This window comes from Streptomyces sp. CB03234 (assembly GCF_001905885.1).
GTDB lineage: Bacteria > Actinomycetota > Actinomycetes > Streptomycetales > Streptomycetaceae > Streptomyces.
Genome location: NZ_LIYH01000010.1, coordinates 113,764 through 139,772 on the forward strand (window position 1 = coordinate 113,764; position 26,009 = coordinate 139,772).

Below are 26,009 nucleotides of genomic sequence, written 5' to 3' on the forward strand. Positions count from 1 at the left end.
CGATGGCTTCCCCGCTCGCCTGGCTCGACCGCTCCGGTGATCAGCTGATCTTCTACGTCAAGGCCCTCGCGTGGATCCCCCGCACACTGCGCCGCTACTCCCGGGAGGTGCAACGCCTGCTCGCCGAGGTCGCCTTCGGCAGCGGCGGCCTCGGAGTCATCGGCGGCACCATCGGCGTGATGATCGCCATGACCCTGTTCACCGGCACCGTCGTCGGCCTCCAGGGCTACGCCGCGCTCAACCAGATCGGCACGGCGGCCTTCACCGGCTTCATCTCCGCCTACTTCAACACCCGCGAGATCGCCCCGCTCGTCGCCGGTCTCGCCCTCTCCGCCACCGTCGGCGCCGGGTTCACCGCCCAGCTCGGCGCCATGCGCATCAACGAGGAGGTCGACGCCCTCGAGGCGATGGGCGTGCGCTCCCTGCCGTACCTCGTCACCACCCGCATCATCGCGGGCGTCGTCGCGATCATCCCGCTCTACGCGATCGGCCTGCTCTCCTCGTACGCCGCCTCCCGCACGGTCACCGTCCTGTTCAACGGCCAGTCGGCGGGCACGTACGACCACTACTTCACGCTCTTCCTCTCCCCGGACGACGTGCTGCTCTCCATCCTCAAGGTGCTGATCTTCAGCGTGCTGGTGATCCTCGCCCACTGCTACTACGGCTTCCGCGCCACCGGCGGCCCGGCCGGCGTCGGCGTCGCCGTCGGCCACTCCGTACGCAACGCGATCGTGCTGATCAGCGTGACCGACTTCTTCCTCTCCCTCGCGATCTGGGGTGCGACGACGACCGTGAAGGTGGCCGGATGACCGCGAAAACGCTTCGCAGACGCCTCGCCGGGGTCGTGTTCCTCCTCGTACCCGCCCTCCTCGTATGGCTGTCGGTGGCGGTGTACGACAAGGAGTTCACGCGCGACGCCACGGTCACCGTCCTCACCACCAGCGCCGGCAACGAGATGCACCGCGGCGCGGAGGTGAAGCTGCGCGGTGTCGTCATCGGCGAGGTCCGCGACATCCGCGCCGACGGCACCGGAGCCCGCCTCACCCTCGCCATCGACCCCCGCCACCTCGACCGCGTCCCGGCCGACGTCACCGCGCAGATGCTGCCCACCACCCTCTTCGGCGAACGGTTCGTCGCCCTCGTACCGCCCGCCGCCAACCCGTCCCCCCGCGCCCTCACCGCCGGCGCGACCATCCCGCAGGACCGTTCCGCCAACGCCATCGAACTGGAGCAGGTCCTGGAGCAGGTGCTCCCGCTGCTCACCGCCGTCAAGCCCGAGAAGCTGTCCGCCACCCTCACCGCCGTCGCCCAGGCCCTCCAAGGCAGGGGCGAGCAGCTCGGCCGCACCCTCATCACCCTCGAAGCGCACCTGAAGCGGCTCAACCCCCACCTGCCCGCCCTCAACCGCGACATCGCCCACCTCGTCGAGGTCAGCCGGGTGTACGGCGACGCCGCCCCGGACGTACTCGACGCGCTCACCGACTTCACCACCACCAGCGGCACCCTCGCCGACCAACAGGCCCGGCTGGCGGACCTGTACGGCGCCACCACCACCTCCGCCGAGGACCTGACGACCTTCCTCCGCGACAACCGGAGCAACATCATCCGGTTGTCCGCCGTCTCCCGCCCCACCCTGGAACTCCTCGCCCGCCACTCCTCCTCCTTCCCCTGCACCCTTCGCACCCTCGCCGGGTTCGTCCCCGCCATGGACAAGGCGCTCGGCAAGGGCACCGGCGAACCCGGCCTCCATGTGAACGTCCGGACCGTCCCCTCCCTCGGCAAGTACGTCCCCGGCAAGGACCGGCCCGTGTACGACGCGACCGGCGGGCCCCACTGCTACGCCGTCCCGTACACCGGAAAACCCGCCCCCACGGCCCCGGACAAGGCCGGCCTCGGCCTGCCCAACTCGCCCCAGGAGAACCAGCTCGTCAACGAACTGATCGCCCCTGGCCTGAAGACCGCCCCGCAGTCCCTGCCGGACTGGAGCACCGTCCTGACCGGCCCCGTCTTCCGCGGAACGGAGGTGACCCTCAAGTGAGGCGCCGCTCCCTCGCCGGACCGCTCACCAAATCGCTCGCCTTCATCGTGGTGACCGTCCTCGCCACCACCGTCCTGGCGTTCTCCGTCGCCAACAAGGGCGTCGGCGACACCGTCACGTACAAGGCCCGCTTCACCGACGTCACCGGCCTCGTCGAGGGCGACAGCGTCCGCATCGCCGGGGTGAAGGTCGGGCAGGTCGAGTCCATCAGGGTCGCCGACCGGCGGCTCGCCGAAGTCGCCTTCGCGGTCCGCAAGGGCCGCGCCCTGCCCGCCTCGGCGACCGCGTCGATCAAGTACCTCAACATGGTCGGCCAGCGCTACATCGACCTCGACCGCGGCACCGGACCCGTCGGCCGGACGCTGCCCGCCGGTGCGGTCATCCCGGTCGAACGCACCACCCCCGCGCTCGACCTCACCCAGCTCTTCAACGGCTTCCAGCCGCTCTTCCAGGGCCTGTCACCGGCCGAGGTCAACAGCCTGGCCGGATCGATCGTCCAGGTCCTCCAGGGAGAGGGCGGCACCGTCGACTCCCTCATCGAGCACGTCGGGTCGCTCACCACCACCGTCGCCGCCAAGGACGAGGTCATCGGGGAGGTCGTCAAGAACCTCAATACGGTGCTGAAGACGGTCAACGACCGCGAGGCGGGCTTCAACGACCTCGTCGTCACCCTCCAGCGGCTCGTCAGCGGCTTCGCCGGGGACCGCGAACCGCTCGGCGAGGCCATCACCGCCATGGGCTCGCTCACCACCGTCACCGCCGGGCTCCTGGAGGACGGACGTGCCCCGCTCAAGGAGGACATCCGCCACCTCGGACGCCTGTCCGGGCAGCTCGCGGACAGCACCGCGCAGATCGAGAACTTCCTCCACAAGTCCCCCGCCAAGATGCGGGCGATCGGACGCCTCGCCTCGTACGGATCGTGGCTCAACCTCTACCTCTGCGAGGCAACGGTGACCGGCGTCACCACCGACGACGGCTCCAGGCCGCCCACCGGCGTCACGATCACCGAACCGAGGTGCCGCGCATGAGACTCCCGCGCGTAAAACCCTTCACACCCGTACGGGAGCGCGATCCCGTGACCGTCGGCATCGTCGGCCTGCTCCTGCTCGCCCTCCTCGCCCTCGGCGCGTACAAGGCCGACACCCTGGCCGGTGGCGGCACCACCTACACCGCCGACTTCACCGAAGCCGCCGGACTCGACGAGGGCGACGAGGTACGCATCGCCGGCGTCAAGGTCGGCGAAGTCACCGGCATCGGGCTCGACGGGGCCAAGGTCAAGGTCGGCTTCGAGGTCGACGACACCACCTGGATCGGCGACTCCAGCACCGCCGCCATCGCCATCAAGACCCTGCTCGGCGAGAAGTACCTGGCCATCGACCCTCTCGGCGCCCACGCCCAGAACCCCGCCGAACGCATCCCCGCCTCCCGCACCACCTCCCCCTACGACGTCACCCAGGCCCTCACCGGTCTCGGCGACACCATCGACGCCATCGACACGCGGGCGCTCGCCAAGAGCTTCGAGGCCATCTCCGCCACCTTCGCCCACTCCCCGCCCGATGTGCGCACCGCCGCCACCGGCCTGTCCGCGCTCTCCAAGTCGGTCTCGTCGCGCGACGCGCAGCTCGCCGAACTCCTCAAGGGCAGCAAGCAGCTGACCAGGACCCTGGCGGGCAAGAACAGCAGCTTCGAAGCGCTCCTGGAGGACGGCACCCTGCTCCTCGGCGAGCTCCAGGCCCGCCGCGACGCCATCCACCAGCTGCTCACCGGCGCCAGGAACCTCGGCACCCAGCTCAGCGGCCTCGTCCAGGACAACAGCCGGCAGCTCGGGCCCACCCTGACCGCGCTCGGCCGCGTCACCGGCGTCCTGGTAAAGAACCGCGACAGCCTCGACCGGACCCTCGCGCTGGCCGGCCCGTACTACCGGCTCGTCGGCAACACCCTCGGCAACGGCCGCTGGTTCGACACCTACGTCTGCGGTCTCGTCCCCAGGAACTACCTCGATCCCGGTACGCCCCCGGCCACCGGGTGCATGCCGCCCAAGCCGACAGGAGGCGGTGCCCGGTGAACCTGCGACGCGCCCTCGGGATCACGGCAGGGCTCGCCGTCGTGGCCGTCGCCGCCGCCTCCGGCGTCACGGCCCTCGACGCGTCCGAGACCACCCGCATCACCGCCCGCTTCGATCGCGCCACCGGCGTGTACGAGGGCTCCGACCTCCGGATCCTCGGGGTGAAGGCCGGCACCGTCGCCTCCGTACGCCCCCAGGGCAAGGAGGTCGAGGTCACCCTGCTGATCGACGAAGGCGTCCGGGTCCCCGCCGATGCCCACGCCGTCGTCGTCGCGCCCAGCGTCGTCGCCGACCGCTACATCCAGCTCGCCCCCGCCTACACGGGCGGCCCCAAGATCCGGGAAGGCGCCGTCCTGCCCGCCGCCCGCAACGCGACCCCCCTGGAGGTCGACCAGCTGTACGCGTCGATCACCGAACTCAGCGAGGCCCTCGGCCCCAACGGCGCCAACGCCGACGGCGCCCTGGCCGGACTGTTCGACACCGGAGCCGCCAACCTCAAGGGCAACGGCAAGGCCATCGGCGACTCCATCGAGCAGTTCGGCAAGGCCGCCAAGACCCTCGACGCGAGCAGCGGCGACCTCTTCGACACGCTGACCCACCTGCAGTCCTTCACCACCATGCTGAAGAACAACGACGGCGACGTCCGCAGGGCCGAGCAGCAGCTCGCCACCGTCACCGGCTTCCTCGCCGAGGACAAGGAGAACCTCGCGGCGGCCCTCAAGGAGCTGGGCACGGCCCTCGCCCAGGTCAAGAGCTTCATCGAGACCCACCGCGGCGGGCTGAAGAAGAACGTCGACCTCCTCGTCCCCCTCACACAGACCCTCGTCGACCAGCGCGCCTCGCTCGCCGAGATGCTCGACACCGCGCCGCTCGCCGCGGGCAACGCCCTCAACGCGTACGACCCGGTCCACCGCACCCTCAACGGCCGTACGAACATCAACGAGCTCAGCTACGGGCCCGGAATCACGCCAGGCCTTCCGAACGGCCTGGTCCCCGTCGACGCGGCCCGCCGCAAAGCCCTGCCCGCCCTCCCGCTGCCCGCCGTCGGCACGGTGTACGGGACACCGGGGGAGGGGGCTCCCGGGAAGGGGACACCCGTGAACGGGACACTCGTGAACGGGACACTCGTGAACGGGACACCCGGGAAGGGGACCGCACGGTGAACCGGCCCTCCCGTACCGCCACCACGACCGGCATCGCCGCCGCCCTCGCCCTGGCCGTCGGCTTCTCGGCCACCGTCGCGAGCCGCGACGTCCCGCTCCCGGGCCGCCCGGAGCTGTCCGGCATCGAGCAGTTGCCGCTGCCCGGCGGCGCCGACCTCGGCGACCACCCGTACGAGATCACCGCCGAGTTCGCCGACGTCCTCAGCCTCGTCCCGCAGTCCGCGGTCAAGGTCAACGACGTCGCCGTCGGCCGCGTGACGCGCATCTCCCTCGACCGGGCCGACTGGTCCGCCACCGTCACCATGCGGGTCAACGGCGATGTGACGCTCCCCGCCAACGCCTACGCCCACCTCGAACAGTCCAGCCTGCTCGGTGAGAAGTACATCCAGCTCACCGCACCCCCCAAGAGTCACGGCACCCTCACCGACGGCGCCCGCATCCCCATGAGCCGCACCAACCGCAACCCCGAGGTCGAGGAGGTCTTCGGCGCCCTGTCGATGCTCCTCAACGGCGGCGGCATCCAGCAGATCCGTACCATCACCACCGAACTCGGCACGGCCCTGCGCGGCAACGAGACCGAGGTCCGCTCCCTGCTGAAACGGCTCAACACCCTTGTCGGCAGCCTCGACAGCAACAAGAGCGACATCACCGCCGCCCTCGACGGCGTCAACCGGCTCACCGCCACCCTCGCCACCCGAGAACGGGACGTCGACAAGGTCCTCACCGGCCTCAGCCCCGGCCTCAAGGTCCTGGAGAAGCAGCGCGCCTCGCTCCTCACCATGCTCCGAGCCCTCGACACCTTGTCCGGCGTCGCCGTCGACACCGTCAACAGGAGCAAGGCCGACCTGATCGCCGACCTCAAAGCCCTCGGCCCCACCCTCCAGGCGCTCGCCGACTCGGGCAAGGCCCTGCCCGACTCGCTCCAGGTGCTGCTCACCTACCCGTTCACGGACGAGGTGCTGCGCGGCGTCAAGGGCGACTACCTCAACGTCTACCTGGACGTGACCGCCGCCCCCGGGACGCAGATCATCCCGGCGCTCACGCCGCCGGACGACGCCACACCGTCCACGAAGACCGGCCCGCCCCTTCCCCTTCCCCTGCCCCTTCCCCTGCCGTCCGCCGGGAGGAACTGATGCTCACTCCGGCCATCCGGCTGAAGAACCTCGCCTTCCTCCTCATCGGCGTCCTCGTCCTCGGCATCGTCGGAGTGCGGTACGCGGACGTCGGCCACCTCGTCGGCCTGCGCGACCACTACACCGTACGCGTCCGGCTCGACTCCACCGGCGGGCTGTTCACCCACTCCAACGTCACCTACCGCGGGGTCTCGGTCGGCCGTGTCGGCGCCCTCCGGCTCACCGACGACGGGGTCGAGGCGGAGCTGCGCATCAAGGACTCGGCGCCCGCGATCCCCGCCGACCTCGAAGCCGTCGTCGCCAACCTCTCCGCCGTCGGTGAGCAGTACATCGACCTCCGCCCGGTCTCCGACGGCGGACCGTTCCTGCGCGACGGCTCGGTCATCGCCCGTGCCGACACCCGGACACCCGCGCCCGTCACCACCGTACTGAGCGGGGTGAGTTCGCTGGCGTCCTCCATCGACCTGGAGTCGCTGCGCACGGTCGTCGACGAGTTCGGTACGGCGCTGAACGGGCGAGGCGACGACCTCCAGGCGCTGATGGACGGCGGCGACGACTTCGTACGGGCCGCCGACAGGGCGCTGCCCGCCACCACCCGCCTGATCACCGACGGCGAGACGGTGCTGCGGACCCAGGCGGAGGAGGGCGAGGCGCTCACCTCGTTCGCCTCGGGTGCCAAGGAGCTGGCCGCGCGCCTCAAGAGCTCCGACACCGACCTGCGCAGGCTGATCGCCGCGGCCCCGGACGCCGCCGGTCAGGTCAGCGCACTGCTGCGCGACCTCGACCCCGCGTTCGGCGTCGTGCTGGCCAACCTGCTCACCACGTCGGACGTGGCGGTGACCCGGCAGCGCGGCATGGCGGAGTTCCTGGTGAGGATGCCCGCGCTCGTCGCCGCCGGGTCGACCGCCGTGACGCCCCGGGGCGTCGACCTCGGCATGTCGGTCACCTTCTTCGAGCCGCTGCCCTGCACGGCGGGATACGGGGGGACGACGTACCGCAACGGCCTCGACCTCTCCTCCCCACCGGCCCTCAACACCAACGCCCGGTGCACATCACCACCGTCGAGCGGCATCAATGTGCGCGGCTCCGCCAACGCACCCCGCGGCGGCCCACTGCCGCCCCCGGCGACGGCACCGGGGTCACCGGCGACGGCACCGGCGACGGCTCCGGGGCGCGGGCGATGAGGCGGCGGTACGGACGGGGGCCGGCCGCCGCCGTGGCGGCCGTTGCGGTGGCGGCGCTGCTGTGCGGCCTCGCCGGCTGGTCGTACGCCCGGGCGGCGGGTGACGAGACCCGCGCGTACGCCGAGGCCAGGGACAGCGCGCTCGACGCCGGGCGCCGGCACGTCGCCCGGCTCAGCAGCGTGGACGCCGGGCTCCCAGGGACCGCCTCCGCCCGCGCCACCGTCACGGACGCCGCCCTCACCGCCCTGGACGTCCGGGCCGGTACGGCGGAACTCATCGCGACCGTACGGGTGGAGACCACGCCCGGCGACGGCCGGCCCGCCGGCACGGACCGCAAGCGCCTGGAAGCCGACCTCACCCGTACCGGCGACGGCTGGAAGGTCACCGCCCTCACCGCCGTACCGGTGGCCGGACCATGAAGGGAGGGCGCGTGCTCGTGCCGCTGGTGCTGCTCGTGCTCCTCGCCCTGCTCGCTTGCGCGGCCGGACTCCTCATCCGTACACAGCAGTTGACCGACGCGCCCGCCCTCCGGAACCGGGCGCTGACCGACACCGAGGCCACGGCGCGGGTCGTGGGCGAGGTCAGCGGGGCGCTCCGCCAGGTCTTCTCGTACGGACCCGAGGACGCCGACGCGACGCGGCAGGCGGCGCGCCGCCTCCTCGCGGGGAAGGCCGCCCGGCAGTACGAGACCCTGTTCGGCCAGGTCGAGCAACGGGCGGCGCAGCAGAGGCTGACGCTCACCACCCATGTCGTACGCGCCGGGGTGACCCGGCTCGACGACCACGGCGCGCACCTCCTGGTCTTCCTCGACCAGGTCGCGCAGCGCGCCGGCACACCCGCCACCACGGTCGCCGCGCAGCTCTCCGTCACCGCGGAACGGCGGGACGGCCGCTGGCGGATCGTCGACATCCGATCGCGATAGGGGGCACCACACCGATGGCCCGCACGACGAAATGGAACGCACCGGCACGCAACCCGCTCCTCACGGCGGCGGCCGCACTGGCCCTGCTGGCGGCCGGAGGCGCGGGCTGGGGCGGCTGGTCCTGGTACACGGCGGCGCACGACGAATCCACCGCCTACGCCACCACCCGCGACGAGGTGCTGGACGCGGGCCGGCAGGCCGTGCAGAACATGAACACGCTCGACCACCGCGACCTGCGGCGCGGGCTGGACACCTGGCAGGACTCCGCCACCGGCGACCTGCTGGCCCAGCTCACGGCCGGCCGACCGCAGTTCGAGCGGCAGATCCAGCAGGCGAAGACGGTGACCAGCGCGAAGGTGCTGTCCGGCGCGGTCACCGAGCTGGACACGCGGGCGGGCCGGGCACGTGTGATGGTCGCCCTCCGCATCACGGTGACCCCGCCCAAGGGCGCGCCCGCCGCGAAGGAGAGCCGGATACTCGGCGAGCTCACCCGTACCCCCGAGGGCTGGAAACTCAGCGCCCTCGGCCAGGCACCGGTCGGCACCACCGCGACCGCCGCCGACTGAGAGGACCCCACCCCCATGCCGACGACCCGTCACCTCGTCAACCGCCGACGCCGCCTGGCGTCCGTGCAGGCGACGCCCCCACGCACGGCCGCCGCCGCACCTCCGCCGCGTGCCGAGCCCGAACCGCCCCGGGCCCGACGCCGCGCCGAGCCCGAACCGCGCCGAGCCCGACGCCGCGCCCTGCCCGCGCCGCCCGCCCTGCCCGCGCTGACCGCCGCGCTGGGCGTCCTCACCGTCCTCCTGGGCGGTTTCGCGGTCTGGTCCACCGGGGAGGCGGCCGCCCTGCGCGACACGCCAGCCGCCCGCAACGCCGCCCTCACCGACATCGCCCGCACCAGCGAGGTCAAGGGCCAGGTCACCAAGGCGGTGAACGAGCTCTTCTCGTACGACTACGCCGCCACCGCCACCGCCGACAAGGCCACCCGCGCGTACCTGACCGGCAAGGCGGTCGAGCAGCACCGCGCGATGCTGGCCCCGGTGCGGGAACAGGCCGCCAAGCAGAAGCTGGTCCTCACCACCACCGTCACCGAGAGCGGCGTGGAGCTGATCGACGGCGACCGGGCGCGGGTGCTGATCTACGCGGACCAGAGCAACACCCGTACCGCGGCGACGAAGGACGGGACGACGTACGGCGCCGCCATGTTCGTGGTGGAGGCGGTACGGAAGGACAACGCCTGGCGTATCGCCGCCATCGACACCCTGGGGGCGGGCTCATGAGGATGCGCCGGCGACTCACCGGAACGGCGGCGGCCGTCGCCGCGATGGCCGCGCTCACGGCGTCGCAGGCGCCGGGGGTCGTCGGTCCGCCGCAACCGGTCGCGGGCGGTCCGGCCGCGGAGGAGCCGGTGGCGGACGACCGTGGGCGGTACGCGCCGCAGCCGCCGAACGACGACGCGTACCACACGGAGCTGCCCCCGCTCACCTCGCCCGCACCGTCCGCGCCGTCCGCTCCCCACGTCGCGCCCCGGCCCGGCGGCGGCCCCCTGGCCGGGCAGGTCACCGCCCACGCAGGGATACCCGCCACCGTCCTCGCCGCCTACCGGCGCGCCGAGGCCGCCGTCGCCCGGACCGACCCCGGCTGCCGGCTGCGGTGGCAGCTGCTCGCGGCGATCGGCAAGGTCGAGTCGGGCCAGGCGCGCGGCGGGCGCGTGGACGCCTACGGCACCACGCCGGTGCCCATCCTCGGGCCGGTGCTCGACGGAGCCGGGTTCGCCCGGATCACGGACACGGACGGCGGCGCGTACGACGGGGACACGGTGTACGACCGGGCGGTCGGCCCCATGCAGTTCATCCCGTCGACGTGGGCCCGCTGGCGTGCGGACGGCAACGGGGACGGGAGGCGGGACCCGAACAACGTGTACGACGCCGCCCTGGCCGCCGGGCGCTACCTGTGCGCGGGGCAGCGGACGCTCACCGTCAAGGCCGACCTGGACCGGGCGGTCCTCAGCTACAACCACTCGGGCGCCTACCTGCGGACCGTGCTGTCCTGGCTGGCCTTCTACCAGCGCGGGGCGCATCCGGTGCCGGACAGCACGGGCGTGCTCCCGGTGAGCCCCGGCGCGGGCAGTGCCGGCGGCAAGGGTACGGAGCCGAACGCCGCGCCCAAGCCCAAGCCCACGCCCACGCCCAAGCCGAGTCCCGGCCCGGGCGGCGGCATCGTTGTGGGCCCGCAGCCCTCCACCCGCCCCCCGGCCGCCCCCCGCCCGCCGGTGCGCCCGACGCCGTCCCCCGGTACACCGTCCCCGGCCCCGACCCCAAGCCCCACACCGTCCCCCACCCCCACCCCCACCCCCACGCCGACCCCGGCCCCCACCCCCACGCCCACTCCCACGGACCCGACGCCGAACCCCACTCCCACCCCCACCTGCTCGTCCCCGGCCCCCACGCCCACGCCCGCCTCCTGCTCAGCTCCCAGCCCCACCTCCACCTCCACCCCCTGACAGCACCTCACCGAGGTCGTAGGAGACGGGCTCCTCCAACTGCCCGTACCCGCAGCTCCCGGGTGTACGGTCCGGCCGCCACCGGCGGAACTGGGCCGTGTGCCGGAACCGGGTGCCCTCCATGTGGTCGTACCCGACCTCGCAGACCCGCTCGGGCCGCAGCGCCACCCACGACAGGTCCTTCTTCCCGGACCAGCGGCTCGGCGCCCCGGGCAGCCGGGCGGTCTCGTGCGCGGCCTCGTCCGTCCAGGCCGCCCAGGGGTGCTCGTCGGGCGGGTCCATGCGCAGTGGTTCGAGTTCGTCGACCAGTTCCGCGCGCCGTTTCTCGGTGAACGCCGCGCAGACGCCGACGTGCTGGAGGGTGCCGTGGTCGTCGTACAGGCCGAGCAGCAGGGAGCCGACGACCGGGCCGCTCTTGTGGAAGCGGTAGCCGGCCACGACGACGTCGGCGGTCCGCTCGTGCTTGATCTTGTACATGAGCCGGGCGTCGGGCCGGTAGGGCAGGTTCAGGGGCTTGGCGATCACGCCGTCGAGCCCGGCACCCTCGTACTGGTCGAACCAGCCCCGCGCCACCTCGATGTCCGTCGTGGACGGCGCCAGGTGGACGGGGGCGTCCACGCCGTGCAGGGCCTCCTCCAGCGCCGCCCGGCGCTCGACGAGAGGTGTGTCCATGAGCGACTCGTCACCGAGGGCCAGCAGGTCGAAGGCGATGAACCGCGCCGGGGTCCGCTCGGACAGCATCTTCACCCGGGACGCGGCGGGGTGGATGCGCTCGGTGAGCTTGTCGAAGTCCAGCCGCCCCTCGTGGGCGATCACGATCTCGCCGTCCACGACACAGCGCTCGGGGAGCCGGGGCGGCAGGGCGGCGGCCAGCTCGGGGAAGTACCGGGTCAGCGGCTTTCCGGTGCGGCTGCCGATCACCAGCTCGGGCCCGTCCCGGTGGACGATCGCCCGGAAGCCGTCCCACTTGGCCTCGTACTGCATGCCGGGCGGGATCTTCTTCACGGACTTCGCCAGCATCGGCTTCACGGGCGGCATCACCGGCAGGTCCATGGCTCGATTCTGCCCGACCGCATGGCGTTACGCCCGATATGCGAGCTTCGTGAGGGCGCCCTACTGTGGCGCCCATGGGAAACGCGGTGGAGCTGGAGGCCGGCGGGCGGACCGTACGCCTGTCCAACCCGGACAAGGTCTACTTCCCGGAGCGCGGCTTCACGAAGCTGGACGTGGCGCGCTACTTCCTCGCCGTACGCGAGGGCATCACGCGCGCCCTGCGCGACCGCCCGACCACCCTGGAACGCTTCGTCGACGGTGTGGAGGGCGAGTCCTTCTTCCAGAAGCGCGCGCCCAAGAACCTCCCCGACTGGATCCCCACCGCCCACATCTCCTTCCCCAGCGGACGCTTCGCCGACGAGATCCGCCCCACCGAGATCGCCGCCGTCATCTGGGCCGCCAACCTCGGCACGCTCACCTTCCACCCCTGGCCGGTACGCGGCGACCGCACCGACCACCCCGACGAACTGCGCATCGACCTGGACCCGCAGCCCGGCACCGGCTTCGCCGAGGCGGTGGCCGCCGCGCACGAGCTGCACGCCCTGCTCGACGAGCACGGACTGCGCGGCTGGCCGAAGACCTCCGGCGGGCGCGGCATCCACGTCTACGTACCGATCGAACCGCGCTGGGACTTCACCCGGGTACGCCGCGCCGCCATCGCCGTGGGCCGAGAGCTGGAACGGCGCATGCCCGGCCGGGTCACCACCGCGTGGTGGAAGGAGGAGCGCGGCGAGAAGATCTTCGTCGACTACAACCAGACGGCCCGTGACCGGACCATCGCCTCCGCCTACTCGATCCGTCCCAAGCCGCACGCCCCGGTGTCCGCCCCGCTCCGGTGGGACGAACTGGACGACGTCGACCCCCGCGACTTCGACCTGGCGACCATGCCCGTGCGGTACGCCGACTACGGCGACATCCACGCGGACATGGACGACCACGCCTTCTCGCTGGACAGCCTCCTGGAGCTGGCCGCCAAGGACGAACGCGACCACGGCCTGGCGGACCTGCCGTACCCGCCGGACTACCCGAAGATGCCGGGCGAGCCCAAGCGGGTACAGCCGAGCCGCGCCAAGAAGACCGAGTGACTCTCAGAGCTCCTTGACCCGGATGTCGCGGTAGGAGATCACATCCGTCGTGCCGTGGACCTGGAGGCCTATGTAGCCGGTGGCGTACCGCCGGCCGTCCGTGCCGGGGTCACCGTCGCGCGGCGGGGAGAACTCCTGGCCGGCGGTGTTGTCGAACTCGTTGATCAGGACACCGTTGCGGAAGACCGAGTAGTGCTGGCCCTCCACCCGGACCTCGTAATCGTTCCAGGTGCCCTTCGGGGTGACGCCCGCGCCACCGAGCCCCACCCGGTCGAACCCGTAGATTGAGCCCGTCTTGTACATGTCGCCGTCCGGCCGGTCCAGGACCTGGACCTCGTGCCCGAACTTGATGGCGACCCACTCCGGCCGGGGTTCCTCCGGGTGGTTGTGGACGTTCGGGAAGCGGACGAAGACGCCGGAGTTGGCGTTGCCGGAGCCCGGGGCGTCGTCCCGCCACTGGAGCTTCAGCGAGAAGTCCCCGTACTGCCGCTGCGGGAACCACAGCATGCCCATGCCCGGGACCGTGGTGCTGCTGGTCATCGAGCCGTCGCCGTTGAGGGCGAACTTCCCGCCGCCCACGTGCTGCCACCTGGCGAAGGTCTCCGCGGAGCCGTCGAACAGGGTGCGGTAGCCGGTGGTCTGGCCCGGCTTGCCGATCCCTGACTCCTTTGCCGCGCGGTAGATCGTCCGGTGCTCGCGGGCGTCGATGACCCCCTCCGCGAGGAGCTTGTCGAGCACCGCGTCCACGTGCTTGAGGAACAGCGCGTGCGACGACCAGTCCTTCTCGTCCTCGATCAGCTCGTTGATGGTGCACCGGCCGCGCGTCATCCGGTTCGGTACACCGCTGTCGACCGTGCCCACGATGACGGTGAGCCGCTCGTCGTACTCCGGGCAGTTGGGCGCCGGTACGCCGCCGCCCTCCGCGACGTCGAAGGCGACCTGCTTGGCGGCCGAGGTGTTGCCGGCCTTGTCGGTGGCCCGGTGCAGCACCGTGTGGTAGCCCACCCGGTCCACGACGACCGGTGCCGTGTACGCCAGGTACGGCCCGCCGTCCAGGGAGTACTCCACCTTGTCCACGCCGGAGCCGCCGGTGTCGGTCGCGGTGACCGTCACCGTGGCGCTGGTGATGAACGCCCCGTCGGAGTTCTTGCTCCCGGTCACCGTGGCCGTCGTCTCGGGCGGCGTCGTGTCCTGGCTGGGCGGGGCGACGACCGTGAACTGCACGGACTTCTCGGGTGCCACGTTCCCGGCCCGGTCCGTGGCCCGGTAGCGGACCGTGTGGGTCCCCACCTGGTGCACCATCACCGGGGCGGTGTAGGTCTGCCAGGCACCGTCGGCCCCGATCGCGTACTCGATCGTGTTGACGCCCGAGCCGGTGTCGGACGCGGTGACGGTGACCGTCGCCATGTCCAGGTACTGGCCCTGGTCGTTCCTCTCACCACTGACGGTCGCCGAGGTCTCCGGCGGGGTCCTGTCGTCCGTCGGCGGAGCCACGACGGTGAAGTCGACGGCCTTCTCGGCGGAGGTGTTGCCCGCCTTGTCGGTGGCCCGGTAGCGGATCCGGTGGGTGCCCACCTCGTGGACCATCACGGGCGCGGTGTACGCCTGCCAGGCGCCGTCCGCCCCGACCGCGTACTCGATCCGGTCGACGCCCGAGCCGCCGGTGTCGGTGGCCGAGACCGTGACGTTGGCGTGGCCGATGTACGCGCCGTCGGCGTTCCGCTCGCCCTCGACCTTCGCCGAGGTCTCCGGCGCCGTGGTGTCCTCGCCGCCGCCCGCCTCCGTCACGGTGAGGATGCCCTGCATCGCACCGTGGCCCGGGATGGTGCAGTAGAACCGGTACCGGCCGGGCGTCAGGGTGACCTGCGCGGTGTGCTTGCCGCCCTGGTCGTCATTGGGGTTGGCCAGGATGTTCAGCTGGACGTCGTTGTTGTACTCCGGGTCCGAGACGTCGAACGTCAGGGTGTGCGGCATGCCGGTGGTGTTCCCGGTGGCCGCGCTGTTCTCGAAGACGATCGTCGTCGGCCCCGCCACCGCGGTGGTCGGGAAGGCCAGGTAGCGGTCGATGGGGTCACCGGCTGTCCAGGTCAGCACCTGCTCCGCCGCGGCCGCCGGCCTTGCCGCCGGACCGTTGTCGGGTCGCCCGTACGCGGCGGTCGACGTCAGCCCCAGAACCATCAGCAGGGACCCGAGCAGGGCGGTCCAGATCCGTGGAGAACGTCTCACTGTGCGGCCGCCTTCCTCGCGAGAGCGTCGGCGGCGGGCGTCGGCTCGCCACCCTTGTACGTCACCCGCCACAGCGCGGACTTGGCGTCGGAGGTGAAGAAGCCCCGCCCGTAGTCCAGGACGTACAGTGAGCCGTCCGGCGCGAACTTCCAGTCCATCAGGTTGCGGATGCCGTTCGCCCCGACCGGGATGATCTTCTTCAGGGACTCGGCGTGCACCGGCAGTCCGCCCTTGCCGACCGTCCTCGGGTCCATCAGGACGGCGTGGCGCGGCTGGTCGCCGTCATAGAAGTCACCGACGAACCACTTGCCGTCCCAGTACGCCGGCCACTTGACCGTGCTGTCACTCGTGGCGTCGTACCGGTACACCGGGCCGTTCATGGTCGCCTGGCCACCGCCCTTGAGCCACGGCAGCAACAGCTTCTGCTCCTCCACCTTGTAGCTGGGCACACCGGCCGCGTCCCTGGGGAAGTCCGGGCCGCCGCCCTGCGGCGAGTACCAGATGGTGTTCGGGGTGACCGGCGGCAGGTTCACCAGGCCGTCGTTGTTCGGCGACTCGTTCTTCGGCCTGGCGCAGTCGTACCAGCCGAGCGGCTTGCCCGGGTCCGGCAGGTTGCGGTCCCGGTACGGCTGGTTGTTGCCCATGCAGTACGGCCAGCCGTGGTTGCCCGCCTTGGTGATCGCGGCGAACGTGTCGTACTTGGCCGGGCCCCATGTGGTCGACGGGGCACCGGCGTCGGGTCCGACCCATCCCGCATACAGGATGTCGGTCTGCTTGTCGACGAAGATCCGGGCCGGGTTGCGCACGCCCATCACATAGATCTCGCCGCGCGTCTTGCCGCCCCCCTCGTCCGGCTCCTCGCCGGTGAAGAGGTTGCCCTCGGGGAGCGTGTACGTCCCGTCGTCCTCCGGGTGGATGCGGAGAATCTTGCCGTTGAGGTTGTTGGTGTTGCCCGAGGTGCGGCGCGCGTCGGCGAACGACACCCCCTTGAAGTCCGGCTCCGGGTTGTTTCCCGAGTACCCCGAGCTGAAGCCGCTGGAGTTGTTGTCACCGGTGGCGATGTACAGGTTCTCCTTGGAGTCCCAGGCCATGCCGCCGCCCGCGTGACAGCAACTGTGAATCTGCACCGGCCACTTCAGCAGCACCTTCTCGCTCGCCAGGTCCAGCGTGTTGGTGGCGAGGTCGAGGGTGAAACGGGAGACGTACCGCTCCGCCATGTGCGTGTCGCGGTTGATCCGCGAGTGCGGTGTGTAGTGCAAATACACCCAGCCGTTGGACAGGAAGTCCGGATCCAGCTCGATGCCGAGGAGACCCTCCTCGTTCTTGGTCAGCTCGTCACCGCCACCCTTGTTGCCGAAAACCGTCAGCGCGCCCGCGAGTTGCACCTTCCTCGTCTTCGGATCGTAGACGTGGATCTCGCCCTTGCCCTTGCCGATGTCGGGGTCGTTCCAGTCCGTCACCACGGGCTGGGAGGAGTCCGCGCCGCCGCGCCCGATGTAGAGGATGCGGCCGTCGGGTGCGGTGACCAGGCCGTGCGGCTCACCGATCTGGTCGTTCTGCCCCGGCTGGTTGGGCCGGGTGACCCGCTCGGCGGTGTAGTGGGCGTCGATGGTGGCCTTGCAGTCGGCGCGGGAGAGCCGGGTCGTCCACAGCAGGGCGCCGCGCAGATGATCGCGGAAGTCGGTCTCGGCGAACGACTCGACCGTACCGCCCATGCCCGTGTAGAAGGACCGGCCGCCGTCGTAGTCACGGCACCAGGAGACCGGGTGATCCCAGCCGTTGGCGCTCGCGCCTGGCGTGTAGGTGCTCTCCTTCACGCGTGCCACCGTGTGCACGGTGCCCGACGGGTTGACCGTCCAGTTGAGCCACTTGTCGGGGCGCTTCCAGTTCAGCGGTAACTGCTTGGTGGCCGGGTGCTGCCGGTCGCCCACCTCCACGGTGGCGCGCTGGACGGCGGTGGGGCTGTTCGCGGCGGGCCGGGCGCCGACCAGACCGGTGAACCAGTCCGAATACGGCTCGGTGCGCGCGGCGTCGTGGATGCCGAGGAAGCCGCCACCGGCCTCCATGTACGCCTCCAGGCCCGCCTCCTGCTCGGGGTCCAGCACATCGCCCCCACCGGTCAGGAACACGATCGCGTTGTACCGGCCGAGCCTGCGGGCGTCGGTGAAGACCGAGGCGTCGTCCGTGGCCTCGGTGCGGAACTGCTGGGCCGCCGGGCCCGATCGGCCGATCGACTCGACGGCCGCGATACCGGCGTCGACGGTCGGGGACTCAGCCGTGGCCGAGGCGTGGAAGACCAGCACGCGCACATTGGCCCCGCCGGGCGGCGACTGGATCGACAACGTTGTCCGAGTGCTCGGACCGGGCTCGCCGTAATTGGGCCCGGCGGTGGCCGGCGTACCGCCGAGCAGGGAGGCCGCCATGGCTCCGGCGGCGACAGCAACCGCCGCCCGGCGGCGGGATCTTGACCGGTGATGTGGTGCGCGGTGCATGTGTTCACCCACCCCTCTGTGGTCACAGCAAACGACGATGAAGCTAGACCTCTTTCCGTGACACGCCAATAGCTTGACACCAATCACGCGAACTTTGTCCTGGCTGTGGATAAACCCCGGTTCACCCGGCTACGGTGTGCCCGTCCCGGGGGCACCTCCGCCCCGTCATCCTCCGCACCGCACTGGGGAGTTCGGCATGGACAGACGGAGCTTCAACCGGCGCCTGCTGGCCGGGGGAGCGGTTGCCGCGACCGGCGTGACATCGTTGTCCGTGGCCTCGGCGTCCGACGCCGTATCGGCCGAGACGCCGCCGCCGACCGCCCCGGCCGGGGGTCAGGTGCGTCATCTCAAGCTGTACGCCGAGAAGCTGGCGGACGGTCAGATGGGCTACGGCCTGGCGAAGGGGAAGGCCACCATCCCGGGGCCGCTGATCGAACTGAACGAAGGGGACACGCTCCACATCGAGTTCGAGAACACCATGGACGTCCCGGCCAGCCTGCACGTCCACGGTGTGGACTACGACATCGCGAGCGACGGCACGAAGATGAACCGCAGTCATGTCGAGCCCGGGGGCACCCGTACCTACACCTGGCGCACCCACGCCCCCGGCCGCCGCAAGGACGGCACATGGCGGGCCGGCAGCGCGGGTTACTGGCACTACCACGACCACGTCGTGGGCACCGACCACGGCACGGGCGGCATCCGCAAGGGGCTGTACGGGCCGGTCGTCGTGCGGCGCCAGGGCGACATCCTGCCGGACAAGCAGTTCACCATCGTCTTCAACGACATGACGATCAACAACAGGCCCGGCCACCAGAGCCCTGACTTCCGGGCGACGGTGGGCGACCGGGTGGAGATCATCATGATCACCCACGGCGAGTACTACCACACCTTCCACATCCACGGTCACCGGTGGGCGGACAACCGCACCGGTCTGCTCACCGGCCCGGACGACCCCAGCCGGGTCATCGACAACAAGATCACCGGCCCCGCCGACTCCTTCGGCTTCCAGATCATCGCGGGCGAACACGTGGGCGCCGGCGCCTGGATGTACCACTGCCATGTGCAGAGCCACTCGGACATGGGCATGGCCGGCCTCTTCCTGGTGGCTAAGCCGGACGGCACGATCCCGGGCTACGAGCCGCATCACCCGACGACGGGCACCGGCGGTACGCACGCCCACTGAGCGGCCGGCGTCCATGAACAGCCCGCCCCGGAGGTGCCCGGGGCGGGCTTTTCGTCCACGTGAAACTGTACGAACGATCGTGCTAACATTCCAGCCTCACCCGGCCGACCGAGGAGAACCCGGCATGCATCCGATGGCTCCACTCCTTCGCACCGCCCTCAACACCACCTCCCGCATCGCCCCCCGCCTCGCCGGCCGGGCCGCCTTCGCCGTTTTCGTCCAGCCCCTGGGGCGCAGCCGCGTGCGCCCGGACGAGCGTCCGTTGCTGGACCGGGCACGGCTCGGCGCCCTGCACGTGAGCGGCAGGAAAGTCGTCACATACGCGTGGGGCGACGGCGCCCGGCCGGTTCTCGTGGTCCACGGCTGGTCGTCCCGGAGCTCCCGGTTCAGCGCGTTCATCGGCGCGCTCTGCGACAAGGGCTACAGCCCCGTCACCTTCGACGCCCCCGGGCACGGCGACTCGGAGGGCCGTGCGAGCAACATCCGCGACTACCGCGAGATCATCGGGCGGTTGCACGCCGAGCACGGGGACTTCGACGCCGTCATCGCGCACTCCTTCGGCGTGCTGGCGTCCTTCGTCGCGCTGCACGACGGCGTCGTGGCGCACCGGCTCGTCGGTATCGGAGGCGTCACCGAATTCGACCACCTCGTCGACGCCTTCTGTGCGCGGCTCGGCGTGCACGAGCGGTTGAAGCGTGACCTACGCGGCTACGTCGAGCACAGCCTCTTCCCTGATGAGCCGGGCATATGGGAGCGCCTGACCGTCGCTTACGAGCCCCAGCGACTGGCCGTGCCCGTGCTGCTGTTCCACGACGAGGACGACGACATGTCTCCCGTCGCCCAGTCCCGGCTCGCCGCCACCGCCCACGGCGAGCGCGCCCGCCTCGTCGTCACCAGGGGCCTCGGCCACCGGCGCATCCTCGGCGACCCGGAAGTCGTCGCCCAGACCGTGGACTTCGTCGTCACCGCCGACGCCCTGCCATGACAGCACGCTCACCCATGGGGGTGGCCACGCGGCGGTAGGAGGCGTGGGCGACTCGCGCCGCGCCGGGGCGGACCGGGTGGTCGTCCGCCCGCGCGGCGACGCCGCCCACCCCGTACCGCGGGCTTCCACCCGTGGGCCCGCACCCGCACCCGCACCCACACCCCACGTCCACGACGCCCGGGACGTCCCGGACGCCTACGGCCGCCGAGGCAGTGCGCCCGGGTCCGTGACGTCGGCGCGGAGCCGGCTCAGGATGCCCTTCGCGGCCCGGTCGTAGGCCGAGTCGTCGTCGTGCAGCACCGACTGGGCGTTCGCCGCCTCCATCAGCGCGATCAGCTCGAACGCGACCTGACCCACGTCCATGGAGGCGTCGAAACCGCCCGCCGTACGGGCCTCCTCCAGGGTCCGCTCCACATACGCCACCCAGTCCTGGCGCGCCTTGGCGATCGCCTCGCGCACCGGCCCGCTACGGGCGTCGAACTCCGCCGAAACGCCGTAGAAGAAGCACCCGCCCGCGAACACCCGCTCCTTGGAGTACCCGAGCCAGTTCTCGCACAGCGCCCACACCCGCCCCGGCCCGGGCGGCAGGTCCCGCACCGGGGCGATCACCCGCTCCACGTACACGGCGACCGCCGCCCGTACCGTCGCCAGCTGCAGCTCCTCCTTGGAACCGAACAGCGCGAAGACACCGCTCTTGCTCAGCTTCAGCTCCGTGGCGATACGCCCGAGGGAGAGGCCCTCCAGCCCCTCCACCGAGGCGATGTCCACCGTGCGGCCGAGGACCAGCCGCCGGGTCTGGTTGCCGCGCTCGACACGTCCGTCACGTCCGTCCGTCATCCGCCCAGCGTACTGAACGCACGGTCGTGCGGTCATCCCGCGATGTCGAGCACCCACCACGAGGGCCGCCCCAGCGCATCGAAGATCCGCACTTCGCCACCCGTATCGGCGATCACGAAGCCGCCGTCGGGAAGCGCGTCCACGCGCGCGTGGCGCGGGAAAACCGCGCTCAGGTGCGTCTCCTCGATCCGCCCGGCGTCGACGTTGACGATCACGGCCTCGAACGGATGGCTTTCATGCTGCTTCCGCGCCTCGGAACGGCGCTGGACGCGGATCTCCACTTCTCGGTACGGGAGAACCGGCGGCGCGTCAGCCGAGGGGCGGGGGCGGGGGGACGGGGGCGGGGGGACGGGGGCCCTACGCGGCATGAGCCTTTCTGGTCGTCATGGGCCGATCATACGTGCGGGCGCCCTCCTGATGCGGCGGTCGCGCACCGGCAGCAGACTCAGCCCCATGCTGACCACCCGTTACGTCACCGGCTCCCCGAACTGGGTCGACGTCGGCACGCCCGACCTCCAGGGCGCGGAATCCTTCTACGGCGCCCTGTTCGGCTGGCGCTTCCGGTCCGCCGGCCCCGAGGCCGGAGGCTACGGAATGTTCCAGCTCGACGGCAGGACCGTCGCAGGCGCCATGACCGTCCCGCCCGACCAGGCCCCGCCCGGGTGGACGGTCTACTTCCAGACGCCCGACGCCGACGCCACGGCGGCGGCCGTGCGGGACGGCGGCGGCACCGTGCTGTCCGAGCCGATGGACGTCCTCGACCTCGGCCGCATGGCGGTCTTCGCCGACCCGGCGGGCGTGGGATTCGCCGTCTGGCAGCCGGGCGCCAACAAGGGCCTGGACGTGGTCAACGACCCGAACAGCCTGTGCTGGACGGAGCTGTACACCCGCGATCCGGCCGCCGCCATGGCCTTCTACGGGTCGGTGCTCGGCATCGAGTCGTCCTCCGTACCGTGGCCCGACGGCACCGGCTCGTACATCCTCCTCACCCCCGCGGGCGGTGGCGACAACGCCTCGTTCGGCGGTGTGGTCCCCCTCGGCACGGACCCGGTGGAGGAGGCGGAAGGCCCGTACTGGACCCCCTACTTCGAGGTTCCCGACACCGACGCGACAGCCGCGAAGGCCGGGCAACTGGGCGGCACCGTCCGGCTCGCCCCCACCGAACTGGGCGGCGTGGGACGCTTCGCCAAGCTGACCGACCCCTATGGCGCCCGCTTCGCGGTCATCACCAGCGCCCCGGCGCAGCCCTAGCGACCCCGACACCCCGCTCGAACCCCTTGCCGACCACGCCCCGGAGGCCCATGCTTACGGAGCGAACAACCGCGGCCCTCGCCCGGTTCGGCGTTGATGGTTCGTTGACGTCCCGTTTATGGGAGCGGGGCAGCGTGTTCGGCATGCCGATCAACCGAACCACGACCGACGACCACGAAATCGCCTGGCAGGAAAGCGCCCTGTGCGCCCAGACGGGCCCGGACTTCTTCTTCCCGGACCCCGGCTCCTCCACCCGCGAGGCCAAGCGCCTCTGCGCCGCCTGCGAAGGCCGCGAGGCCTGCCTCGAATACGCCCTCACCCACGACGAACGCTTCGGCGTCTGGGGCGGCCTCTCCGAGAAGGAACGGTACGCGCTGAGGCGGCGGGGATAACCGGATGCCCGGCCGAGCCGCCCGCCCTTAAGATCACATGCGCATGGAGCAGCAGCGACACAGCGCGGTGACGGACGACGAGCTGGCCGGATTCGGCCGTACGGTGGGGCGGCTACGGACCCTGCCGCTGGACGACCCCATACGTATGCGGGCCGAGGAACTCGCCGCCTCCTTCGCCCGCGAGAGCCGCAACAAGCGCCGCAAGGCCCGGCAGAGGGCGCGGTCCGAGGCCGACGCCGTGCTGAGCGCCGCCACCGCCACCGGGGCGCTCGACCGCCGCGAGGACGCGCCCCTGCCGACCCGGCGCGGCACCGTGGGGGAGTTCCTCAAGCCCCGTCACTGCTATGTCTGCAAAGCGCCCTATCAGCGGGCCGACGCGTTCTACCACCGCCTCTGCCCGGTCTGCGCCGCCGACAACGCCGCCCGCCGCGCCCTGTCCACCGACCTGACCGGGCGCCGCGCGCTGCTCACCGGCGGCCGGGTGAAGATCGGGTTCCAGCTCGCGCTGATGATGCTCCGCGACGGCGCCGAACTCCTCGTCACCAGCCGCTTCCCGCACGACACCCTGCGCCGCTTCCGCGCCGTCGAGGGCAGCGAGCGGTGGCTGGAGCGGCTCACGGTCGTCGCCATCGACCTGTGCGACCCCCGCCAGGTCCTCGGCCTGTGCGAGCGCCTCCGCGCCGACGGCCGGCCCCTCGACATACTCGTCAACAACGCCGCCCAGACCATACGCCGCCCGCCCGAGTCCTACGCCGCGCTCCACGCGGGGGAGCGGGGCGAGCTGCCGGGCGCGGTCATCGCGGCTCCCGGGTACGCCCCGGCCCTTCCGGCCACCAGTGACGGCGCCCTCGCCCTCGTACTCGACGGCGTACACGGCGAATGCGGCGTACACGGCGAAACGGACGAGGCCGGGCTGCTGCCCGACCCCGCGCCCCGCAACTCCTGGTCCGCCCGGCTCGGCGAGCTCGACCCCGCCGAGCTGCTGGAGACACAGCTCGTCAACGCCCTCGCGCCGGCGCTCCTGTGCGACCGCCTGCTGCCGCTGCTGCTCGCCTCGCCGCACCCGCGCCGCTACATCGTCAACGTCAGCGCGGTGGAAGGGCGGTTCACGGTCCGCAACAAGACGGCCGGCCACCCGCACACCAACATGGCGAAAGCCGCGCTCAACATGCTCACCCGCACCAGTGCCGGGCATCTCGCCGGCCAGGGCGTCCACATGTGCAGCGTCGACACCGGCTGGATCACCGACGAGAACCCGGCGCCCCGCAAGGCACGGATCGCCGCCGCCGGCACCCGTACCCCGCTGGACGTCGTGGACGGCGCCGCCCGCGTCTACGACCCGATCGTGCGGGGCGAGGCGGGCGCGCCGGTCGCCGGGGTCTTCCTCAAGGACTACCAGCCGGCTGCGTGGTGATACGGAAGGTCTCCCGCTCCCGCTCGCCCCGCCGGGCGAGTGGTGCCGCGTGGCCGGGCTGGGGGCGGCTGCCCATGGGGCACGCCCGAGGGCACGGTCCTCAGGCAGGCCCGGCGGCCGGCCGCGCGGCGCAGGGCACCCCGCCACAGGAACGGCGCGAGGCCCCGCCACGGGTACGGCGCGTGTGCCGCGCCCGGCGGGTCAGCGGCCGCGGGCCGCCATGCGGGCCTTGCGGGCGGCGAGCTTCTCGTCGAACTTGCTCGCCTCCGCGTCCAGGCCGCCCATGTACAGGCCCAGTTCCTCCTGCGCCTTCAGGCCCTCCGGGCCCAGCCCGTCGATCTCCAGGACCTTCAGGAAGCGCAGCACCGGCTGCAGGACGTCGTCGTGGTGGATGCGCAGGTTGTAGATCTCGCCGATCGCCATCTGCGCCGCCGCCCGCTCGAAGCCCGGCATGCCGTGCCCCGGCATGCGGAAGTTCACGACCACGTCCCGGACCGCCTGCATGGTCAGGTCCGGGGCGAGCTCGAAGGCCGCGCTCAGCAGGTTGCGGTAGAAGACCATGTGCAGGTTCTCGTCGGTCGCGATGCGCGCCAGCATCCGGTCGCAGACCGGGTCACCCGACTGGTGGCCGGTGTTGCGGTGCGAGATGCGGGTCGCGAGCTCCTGGAAGGCGACGTACGCGACCGAGTGCAGCATCGAGTGACGGTTGTCCGACTCGAAGCCCTCGCTCATGTGCGCCATCCGGAACTGCTCCAGCTTGTCCGGGTCCACGGCGCGCGAGGCGAGCAGGTAGTCGCGCATCACGATGCCGTGCCGGCCCTCCTCGGCGGTCCAGCGGTGCACCCAGGTGCCCCACGCGCCGTCCCGCCCGAAGAGCGAGGCGATCTCGTGGTGGTAGCTGGGGAGGTTGTCCTCGGTCAGCAGGTTGACGACGAGCGCGATCTTGCCGATGTCGGTGACCTTGGACTGCTCAGGCTCCCAGGCCTCGCCGTCCTCGAAGAAGCCCGGGAAATTACGGGCGTCCGACCACGGGACGTACTCGTGGGGCATCCAGTCCTTGACGACCTTCAGATGGCGGTTGAGCTCCTTCTCGACCACCTCCTCCAAGGCGTACAGCAGCCGGGCGTCGGTCCACACGTCCGAACTGCCGAGGTGGGGAGAGGTGAGGGTCATACGGGTACTCCTGGGGACGGGAGAATTACTTACGGCTTCGTAGGTTACGAGACCGTAGGTTAAGGGGCCCGTAAGCCCCAGCCAAGCCCGGGTCCGCGGATGGACGCTTACGTTCCGTTATGCGTAGAGGTCGCGGACCCGTACGGAGAGACATGTCACGCACCCTTCGAGCTTTTCGAACTTGCCGATGTCGACGACGACCGGCTCGTACCCGAGATCCGCGAAAAGATCCGCCGTCTTGGGGGCGCTCGCCGCCATCAGCAGCTTCCCGCCGCCCAGCAGCACCACATGCGCGCCCGACTCCTCCGGCACCGGCAGGAAGCGCGGGAAGAGGGAAGGCGTCTCCACCAGCGGCTCGTACCCCACGACCGTGCCGTCCGGCAGCGCCGTGACCGCCGACTTCAGGTGCAGCACCCTGCTCGTCGGTACGGGGACCACGCGCGCGCCCAGCGGCTCGAAGGCCGCCCGCAACTGCGCCACGCCCGCCGCGTTCGTCCTGCCTCCTCGCCCCACGTACACGGTGTCGCCGATCTTGAGGACATCGCCCCCGTCGAGCGTGCCCGGCTCCCGCACCCGGTTCACCGAGCAGCCGAGCCCCGCCACCGCCTCCTCGACGGCCGCCGTCTCCGGACGCCGCGACGTGGCGCCCGGCCGGGAGACCAGCGCCACATTGCGGAACATCACCACCGTGTCCTCGACGAAGACCCCGTCCGGGCAGTCGTCGGCCGGCGCCACCTCCACGGTCCGCCACCCGTGCGCGTGCGGGGCGCCGACGTACCGCTCCCACTGCGCCAGCGCCCGTACGGGATCGACGGGCGTGCGCTCGACATGGGTGACCAGGCCCTCGGCGAGGCGCGGGCTCGGGCGGCGGACCAGGGCTTTCCGGCTGGGCATGGGGCAGGCC

25 protein-coding genes are annotated in these 26,009 nt (G+C 71.5%); 18 read left to right on the forward strand and 7 right to left on the reverse strand.

Annotation, left to right across the window (positions count from 1 at the left end; all coding sequences use genetic code 11):
• The first annotated feature begins 2 nt into the window (after positions 1-2).
• Genes AMK26_RS34605 through AMK26_RS34660 form a run of 12 tightly spaced genes read left to right on the forward strand, consistent with a single transcriptional unit; the run spans position 3 to position 11,011 of the window.
• A complete protein-coding gene (locus AMK26_RS34605; protein WP_073760110.1) occupies positions 3-809 on the forward strand; it encodes an MlaE family ABC transporter permease in 807 nt (268 codons plus the stop codon).
• On the forward strand, positions 806-2,038 hold the full coding sequence (locus AMK26_RS34610; protein ID WP_073760111.1) for an MCE family protein: 1,233 nt from the start codon (positions 806-808) through the stop codon (positions 2,036-2,038). Before AMK26_RS34605 ends, AMK26_RS34610 begins: the two co-directional genes overlap by 4 nt.
• Positions 2,035-3,066 carry an MCE family protein gene (locus AMK26_RS34615; protein ID WP_073760112.1) on the forward strand — a complete coding sequence of 344 codons (1,032 nt, stop codon included), beginning with the start codon at positions 2,035-2,037 and terminating at the stop codon, positions 3,064-3,066. Before AMK26_RS34610 ends, AMK26_RS34615 begins: the two co-directional genes overlap by 4 nt.
• The gene (locus tag AMK26_RS34620) at positions 3,063-4,103 is read left to right on the forward strand and encodes an MCE family protein (protein ID WP_073760113.1); all 1,041 of its coding nucleotides are present in this window, start codon (positions 3,063-3,065) and stop codon (positions 4,101-4,103) included. Before AMK26_RS34615 ends, AMK26_RS34620 begins: the two co-directional genes overlap by 4 nt.
• Entirely contained in the window at positions 4,100-5,266 is a 1,167-nt protein-coding gene (locus tag AMK26_RS34625) for an MCE family protein (RefSeq protein WP_107421111.1), read from the forward strand. The genes AMK26_RS34620 and AMK26_RS34625 overlap by 4 nt, the downstream gene beginning before the upstream one ends.
• Positions 5,263-6,399 (forward strand): MCE family protein, encoded by a 1,137-nt coding sequence (locus AMK26_RS34630; protein ID WP_073760114.1) that lies wholly within the window; start codon positions 5,263-5,265, stop codon positions 6,397-6,399. Before AMK26_RS34625 ends, AMK26_RS34630 begins: the two co-directional genes overlap by 4 nt.
• A complete protein-coding gene (locus tag AMK26_RS34635; protein WP_073760115.1) occupies positions 6,399-7,583 on the forward strand; it encodes an MCE family protein in 1,185 nt (394 codons plus the stop codon). The genes AMK26_RS34630 and AMK26_RS34635 overlap by 1 nt, the downstream gene beginning before the upstream one ends.
• Positions 7,580-8,002, forward strand: coding sequence for a hypothetical protein (locus AMK26_RS34640; RefSeq protein ID WP_073760116.1), 423 nt, complete (start codon positions 7,580-7,582; stop codon positions 8,000-8,002). Before AMK26_RS34635 ends, AMK26_RS34640 begins: the two co-directional genes overlap by 4 nt.
• A gap of 11 nt (positions 8,003-8,013) precedes the next feature.
• Positions 8,014-8,505, forward strand: coding sequence for a hypothetical protein (locus tag AMK26_RS34645; RefSeq protein WP_073760117.1), 492 nt, complete (start codon positions 8,014-8,016; stop codon positions 8,503-8,505).
• A gap of 14 nt (positions 8,506-8,519) precedes the next feature.
• Positions 8,520-9,071 carry a hypothetical protein gene (locus AMK26_RS34650; RefSeq protein ID WP_073760118.1) on the forward strand — a complete coding sequence of 184 codons (552 nt, stop codon included), beginning with the start codon at positions 8,520-8,522 and terminating at the stop codon, positions 9,069-9,071.
• A 15-nt stretch (positions 9,072-9,086) separates the two neighbouring features.
• Entirely contained in the window at positions 9,087-9,788 is a 702-nt protein-coding gene (locus AMK26_RS34655) for a nuclear transport factor 2 family protein (protein ID WP_073760119.1), read from the forward strand.
• Positions 9,789-9,790: 2 nt separating this feature from the next.
• The gene (locus AMK26_RS34660; RefSeq protein WP_443333206.1) at positions 9,791-11,011 is read left to right on the forward strand and encodes a lytic transglycosylase domain-containing protein; all 1,221 of its coding nucleotides are present in this window, start codon (positions 9,791-9,793) and stop codon (positions 11,009-11,011) included.
• Here the strand turns inward: AMK26_RS34660 and AMK26_RS34665 are convergent.
• Positions 10,976-12,064: an ATP-dependent DNA ligase gene (locus AMK26_RS34665; protein WP_073760121.1), complete on the reverse strand. Its 1,089-nt coding sequence runs from the start codon at positions 12,062-12,064 to the stop codon at positions 10,976-10,978. The two genes, AMK26_RS34660 and AMK26_RS34665, sit on opposite strands and share 36 nt — an antisense overlap.
• 74 nt (positions 12,065-12,138) lie before the next feature.
• Here AMK26_RS34665 and ligD point away from each other — a divergent pair, with 74 nt between their 5' ends.
• Complete coding sequence (gene ligD / locus AMK26_RS34670; RefSeq protein ID WP_198944244.1) at positions 12,139-13,149, forward strand: non-homologous end-joining DNA ligase; 1,011 nt, start codon at positions 12,139-12,141, stop codon at positions 13,147-13,149.
• A 3-nt stretch (positions 13,150-13,152) separates the two neighbouring features.
• Here the strand turns inward: ligD and AMK26_RS34675 are convergent, their stop codons facing one another.
• The gene (locus tag AMK26_RS34675; protein WP_079277999.1) at positions 13,153-15,327 is read right to left on the reverse strand and encodes an OmpL47-type beta-barrel domain-containing protein; all 2,175 of its coding nucleotides are present in this window, start codon (positions 15,325-15,327) and stop codon (positions 13,153-13,155) included.
• Between the two features lie 44 nt (positions 15,328-15,371).
• Positions 15,372-17,867 carry a ThuA domain-containing protein gene (locus AMK26_RS34680; RefSeq protein ID WP_073760123.1) on the reverse strand — a complete coding sequence of 832 codons (2,496 nt, stop codon included), beginning with the start codon at positions 17,865-17,867 and terminating at the stop codon, positions 15,372-15,374.
• A 196-nt stretch (positions 17,868-18,063) separates the two neighbouring features.
• Here AMK26_RS34680 and AMK26_RS34685 point away from each other — a divergent pair, with 196 nt between their 5' ends.
• On the forward strand, positions 18,064-19,053 hold the full coding sequence (locus AMK26_RS34685) for a multicopper oxidase domain-containing protein (RefSeq protein WP_073760124.1): 990 nt from the start codon (positions 18,064-18,066) through the stop codon (positions 19,051-19,053).
• 133 nt (positions 19,054-19,186) lie between these two features.
• On the forward strand, positions 19,187-20,038 hold the full coding sequence (locus AMK26_RS34690; protein ID WP_241838223.1) for an alpha/beta fold hydrolase: 852 nt from the start codon (positions 19,187-19,189) through the stop codon (positions 20,036-20,038).
• A 195-nt stretch (positions 20,039-20,233) separates the two neighbouring features.
• Here AMK26_RS34690 and AMK26_RS34695 read toward each other — a convergent pair whose 3' ends face one another.
• Positions 20,234-20,875: a TetR/AcrR family transcriptional regulator gene (locus tag AMK26_RS34695; protein ID WP_073760126.1), complete on the reverse strand. Its 642-nt coding sequence runs from the start codon at positions 20,873-20,875 to the stop codon at positions 20,234-20,236.
• A gap of 32 nt (positions 20,876-20,907) precedes the next feature.
• A complete protein-coding gene (locus AMK26_RS34700) occupies positions 20,908-21,156 on the reverse strand; it encodes a hypothetical protein (RefSeq protein ID WP_073760127.1) in 249 nt (82 codons plus the stop codon).
• Between the two features lie 172 nt (positions 21,157-21,328).
• Between AMK26_RS34700 and AMK26_RS34705 the strand changes: the two genes are divergently transcribed.
• From AMK26_RS34705 to AMK26_RS34715, 3 genes are all read left to right on the forward strand, one after another.
• Positions 21,329-22,126, forward strand: coding sequence for a VOC family protein (locus tag AMK26_RS34705; protein ID WP_073760128.1), 798 nt, complete (start codon positions 21,329-21,331; stop codon positions 22,124-22,126).
• 143 nt (positions 22,127-22,269) lie between these two features.
• Positions 22,270-22,518 (forward strand): WhiB family transcriptional regulator, encoded by a 249-nt coding sequence (locus tag AMK26_RS34710; protein ID WP_073760292.1) that lies wholly within the window; start codon positions 22,270-22,272, stop codon positions 22,516-22,518.
• A 43-nt stretch (positions 22,519-22,561) separates the two neighbouring features.
• Positions 22,562-23,932: an SDR family oxidoreductase gene (locus AMK26_RS34715; RefSeq protein WP_073760294.1), complete on the forward strand. Its 1,371-nt coding sequence runs from the start codon at positions 22,562-22,564 to the stop codon at positions 23,930-23,932.
• A gap of 201 nt (positions 23,933-24,133) precedes the next feature.
• On the opposite strand, the gene AMK26_RS34720 is transcribed toward AMK26_RS34715, so the two are convergent.
• Entirely contained in the window at positions 24,134-25,105 is a 972-nt protein-coding gene (locus AMK26_RS34720) for an acyl-ACP desaturase (protein ID WP_073760129.1), read from the reverse strand.
• 117 nt (positions 25,106-25,222) lie between these two features.
• On the reverse strand, positions 25,223-25,999 hold the full coding sequence (gene ddaH / locus AMK26_RS34725) for a dimethylargininase (RefSeq protein WP_073760130.1): 777 nt from the start codon (positions 25,997-25,999) through the stop codon (positions 25,223-25,225).
• Positions 26,000-26,009: the final 10 nt, after the last annotated feature.

What these genes read in the sequence shown, in the direction of transcription:
- AMK26_RS34710 (WP_073760292.1), top strand. Translation starts at nt 22,270, where the DNA reads ATGCCGATCAACCGAACCACGACCGACGACCACGAAATCGCCTGGCAG.
- AMK26_RS34690 (WP_241838223.1), top strand. Translation starts at nt 19,187, where the DNA reads ATGGCTCCACTCCTTCGCACCGCCCTCAACACCACCTCCCGCATCGCC.
- AMK26_RS34650 (WP_073760118.1), top strand. Translation starts at nt 8,520, where the DNA reads ATGGCCCGCACGACGAAATGGAACGCACCGGCACGCAACCCGCTCCTC.
- AMK26_RS34685 (WP_073760124.1), top strand. Translation starts at nt 18,064, where the DNA reads ATGGACAGACGGAGCTTCAACCGGCGCCTGCTGGCCGGGGGAGCGGTT.
- AMK26_RS34635 (WP_073760115.1), top strand. Translation starts at nt 6,399, where the DNA reads ATGCTCACTCCGGCCATCCGGCTGAAGAACCTCGCCTTCCTCCTCATC.
- AMK26_RS34705 (WP_073760128.1), top strand. Translation starts at nt 21,329, where the DNA reads ATGCTGACCACCCGTTACGTCACCGGCTCCCCGAACTGGGTCGACGTC.
- ddaH (WP_073760130.1), bottom strand. Translation starts at nt 25,999, where the DNA reads ATGCCCAGCCGGAAAGCCCTGGTCCGCCGCCCGAGCCCGCGCCTCGCC.
- AMK26_RS34610 (WP_073760111.1), top strand. Translation starts at nt 806, where the DNA reads ATGACCGCGAAAACGCTTCGCAGACGCCTCGCCGGGGTCGTGTTCCTC.
- AMK26_RS34680 (WP_073760123.1), bottom strand. Translation starts at nt 17,867, where the DNA reads ATGCACCGCGCACCACATCACCGGTCAAGATCCCGCCGCCGGGCGGCG.
- AMK26_RS34640 (WP_073760116.1), top strand. Translation starts at nt 7,580, where the DNA reads ATGAGGCGGCGGTACGGACGGGGGCCGGCCGCCGCCGTGGCGGCCGTT.
- AMK26_RS34715 (WP_073760294.1), top strand. Translation starts at nt 22,562, where the DNA reads ATGGAGCAGCAGCGACACAGCGCGGTGACGGACGACGAGCTGGCCGGA.
- AMK26_RS34695 (WP_073760126.1), bottom strand. Translation starts at nt 20,875, where the DNA reads ATGACGGACGGACGTGACGGACGTGTCGAGCGCGGCAACCAGACCCGG.
- AMK26_RS34620 (WP_073760113.1), top strand. Translation starts at nt 3,063, where the DNA reads ATGAGACTCCCGCGCGTAAAACCCTTCACACCCGTACGGGAGCGCGAT.
- AMK26_RS34665 (WP_073760121.1), bottom strand. Translation starts at nt 12,064, where the DNA reads ATGGACCTGCCGGTGATGCCGCCCGTGAAGCCGATGCTGGCGAAGTCC.
- ligD (WP_198944244.1), top strand. Translation starts at nt 12,139, where the DNA reads ATGGGAAACGCGGTGGAGCTGGAGGCCGGCGGGCGGACCGTACGCCTG.
- AMK26_RS34660 (WP_443333206.1), top strand. Translation starts at nt 9,791, where the DNA reads ATGCGCCGGCGACTCACCGGAACGGCGGCGGCCGTCGCCGCGATGGCC.
- AMK26_RS34655 (WP_073760119.1), top strand. Translation starts at nt 9,087, where the DNA reads ATGCCGACGACCCGTCACCTCGTCAACCGCCGACGCCGCCTGGCGTCC.
- AMK26_RS34675 (WP_079277999.1), bottom strand. Translation starts at nt 15,327, where the DNA reads ATGGTTCTGGGGCTGACGTCGACCGCCGCGTACGGGCGACCCGACAAC.
- AMK26_RS34605 (WP_073760110.1), top strand. Translation starts at nt 3, where the DNA reads ATGGCTTCCCCGCTCGCCTGGCTCGACCGCTCCGGTGATCAGCTGATC.
- AMK26_RS34720 (WP_073760129.1), bottom strand. Translation starts at nt 25,105, where the DNA reads ATGACCCTCACCTCTCCCCACCTCGGCAGTTCGGACGTGTGGACCGAC.